4 protein-coding genes are annotated in these 2737 nt (G+C 61.3%); 2 read left to right on the top strand and 2 right to left on the bottom strand.

The genetic code is table 11. The features are described from left to right. The coding region (locus ABD127_RS18915; RefSeq protein ID WP_344204450.1) for a hypothetical protein at positions 1–446 on the top strand (446 nt) is incomplete at its 5' end. 159 nt (positions 447–605) lie between these two features. Here the strand turns inward: ABD127_RS18915 and ABD127_RS18910 are convergent. Further along, positions 606–1127 (bottom strand): hypothetical protein, encoded by a 522-nt coding sequence (locus ABD127_RS18910; RefSeq protein ID WP_344204447.1) that lies wholly within the window; start codon positions 1125–1127, stop codon positions 606–608. Positions 1128–1317: 190 nt separating this feature from the next. On the opposite strand from ABD127_RS18910, the gene ABD127_RS18905 reads away from it, so the two are divergent. Beyond that, positions 1318–2301 carry a hypothetical protein gene (locus ABD127_RS18905; RefSeq protein WP_344204444.1) on the top strand — a complete coding sequence of 328 codons (984 nt, stop codon included), beginning with the start codon at positions 1318–1320 and terminating at the stop codon, positions 2299–2301. 94 nt (positions 2302–2395) lie between these two features. Here the strand turns inward: ABD127_RS18905 and ABD127_RS18900 are convergent. Next, positions 2396–2737 (bottom strand): TIGR02391 family protein (locus tag ABD127_RS18900; protein ID WP_344204441.1); only part of this gene is annotated, 342 nt, incomplete at its 5' end.

Below are 2737 nucleotides of genomic sequence, written 5' to 3'. Positions count from 1 at the left end.
GGATTGTGGCGGGCATGGACACCAGCAAGTTGTTGGAGTCGTTCGACGCGAGCCGGATTGTGGCGGGCATGGACACCAGCAAGTTGTTGGAGTCGTTCGATACGAGCCGGATGTTCGATCAGATGGCGGAGCAGATCGTCTGGAATGTGACTGCCACTGACGACTTCCTCGCTGATCAGTTGGACTTTTCCGAAGTCGACGATGCGCTCGTCGCGGAGTTCGAGGAGTTGGCGCGTGACGCCGTTGCCGCGTCACTCGACGACGAGGATGTTGTGGTCGGAGGCCGCCTTCCTGCCTTAATCATGGCGACCTACCTCAGCCTGTTGTCCCTCGAACAGAGACTGTTGCATCCCGAGATTGCGGCCCACCTCGATGCGGTGACTAGTTCAGTTGCGCTCGGGGTCTTCGTGTACTTCTTCCTGATCCGGAAGCCGCAAGACAAGTGACGCTTTGCCGTGAATGATCGTCGGGCCGGCGCTTGACCAACCTGTACCGACGTGTGGGGGGATGACCCTCTGGAGTCGAAAAGGCGGACCCCTGTGTCAGGTCCTGCGCAGGTTCAAAGATTCTCGTCAATCCTCGCCGAGGGCAAGGCGCGCTCCGGATTACTCCGCTGACCCGAGGTGTGTCTCGACCCAGGAGGGGTCGCGCGTGACCATCAACGAGTCCGCGCCGAGCCACAATCCGTCGTAGAGCCGATCTTCAGCGGCGACCACCCAGAGGTCCTGACCTCGGCACCGAAGGTTGACCGCGACGGGGGCCGGTTCGGTGGCCCCCACCACGCCAGTTCGCCAGATGTCGGTTGCTTCGAGACGGCCTCCCACAAACGGTTGCCAGAAATCGTGGTGGGTAACATCGAAGATCGTCGGGTTGTTCTTGAATAGCTCGCTGCCCCGAGTGAGTTGCAACTCGAGGCCAAAGTGGCCGAAGGCGTCACCCCACGAAACAACGACCGTTCGGTTGCCGAAGTCGAGCTCAACGCCCATGTCGGCAACGTGCTGTGGACCCTCGTCCCAGCCGAGGTGCTCGACTGCGCAGAAGTACCTGACGGCTCTAAGCGCGCCGCTTCGGAGGGCGCCCACGCTCTCCTGGAACGACTCAGCGGTGACGATGGAGCGATCGGGCATGTAGGCATCATGCGTCAACCGCGCTAAGCGACGCCTGCGAGCGAAGCAGGTGGCGACTTGTCGCTCTTTCGAAGGCATTCCCCACCTCGCGCTGCTAGACCTAAGGCTCATGGAGCGACAAAGGTTCGAAGCACGGGTCATCGAGATCGTTGACGCTGCGATCGCGGGAACGCAGGTCGAGGACGATCGGGTGGAGCTGAAGCGCGACTGGCCTGATGCCGGACTCAAGGTTGCACGCCAGGTCGCGGGCCACGCGAACGCATCTGGGGGCGAACCGATTCTCTGGATCATCGGCGTCGACGAACGCGGTAGGAGAGTTCACGGAGCCGGCGGGACCGAGCCGTCGAACTGGTGGGGTTCAGTCAGCAGGCACTTCGATGAGGTTCATCCCGAACTGCAGATACTCAACGTGCCTATTGGAAGGGGCAAGTCCGTCGTTGCGCTTCACTTCACCAGCGACCGCGCCCCGTACATCGTCGGAGTCGAGAACGGTGGAAGGGTAGAACGCGAGGTGCCCTGGCGAGAGGGAAACAGCACTCGTACTGCCCACCGCAGCGAGTTGATCAGGTCCGTTATCTCCGAGGCGTCGGTGCCGACACTCGAGCTGATCGGCGGGCAAGTTGATGTCGAACGTTACGCCGGCAACGACGGGCCGCACGAGAACCCCAGGGACTACCGACTGGGCACCTTGAGGGTTTCAACGAAGTTGAAGATGTTCATGTCTCCGCAGGGCGCCGCCTACCTCCCGGAACACCGGCAAAACCTGAGAATCAGCACATTGCGAGGTGGATCCTTCGATCTAGGGACATTCAACCTTTTCGGCTCCTACCGACACGAGGGCATCAGCAAGTTCGGCGTCCCTCAACGTGTTGCGGAAGGCGGAGTCGCAATCCAGGGTCGAAGCAGTATTGATGTCACAGGACCGGGACAGTTGGAACTCTTCGGAGATTGCGTGCTCGCGTTCGGTGAAGGTAGCGAGCTTCTTCGCGCGCGGAAGCTGGGTCTGGCACTAACGATGCCCGTTGACCAGAGCGACCGAGCTGCGCGACTGAACTGTCAGCTCGAGGTTCCAGCGAAGGCTGAGTTCGATGAACGCGATATCCCGGATCGTTACGACTCCTGGCACGTAGCGAGGAGATTCTCGGTGGGAGCTGTCGCCCGAGATTGGAGGTGAAGGCTCTTCACGGTCCCGACTTGGGTTTCGACATGAATCAACATGGCCGTCCCGGCCTGCTCGATTAAGAGCCCCGGGCCTGGATGCGTGCCATTCAGGATGTCGGGGCCGGATGGCTCCGCTTCATTTCACCTAAGAGAAGGCTGGCGAGGCCGATGACGCGCCACGCCAGTTGCTCGGCGTCGGCTCGTTGCTCAACATTGTGCCGATGGAGGTTGCCGATCGCCTGAGCCAGTCCCATGCCGAGCAGCTTCCACCCCGTCTGCTCGCCGTCCTCGTTTCCGAGCGGTTGGTCCTCGAGCACTCGGGAGAACAGGTCTTTACCGACAAGCTTGCCGTTCTTGTGGTGCCTGGGGTCGCCTCCCCTTCGACGGAACCAATCTTCAGTGAAGGTGACGACAGCACTCGGAACGAGGGGCCAGGCCTCGATGCGGAC

Origin of the sequence: Aeromicrobium alkaliterrae (assembly GCF_039529015.1) — a bacterium.
In the GTDB taxonomy this organism is placed as follows: domain Bacteria; phylum Actinomycetota; class Actinomycetes; order Propionibacteriales; family Nocardioidaceae; genus Aeromicrobium; species Aeromicrobium alkaliterrae.
Note: the sequence above shows the minus strand (reverse complement) of the source record. Positions and strands in the feature narration are given on the sequence as shown.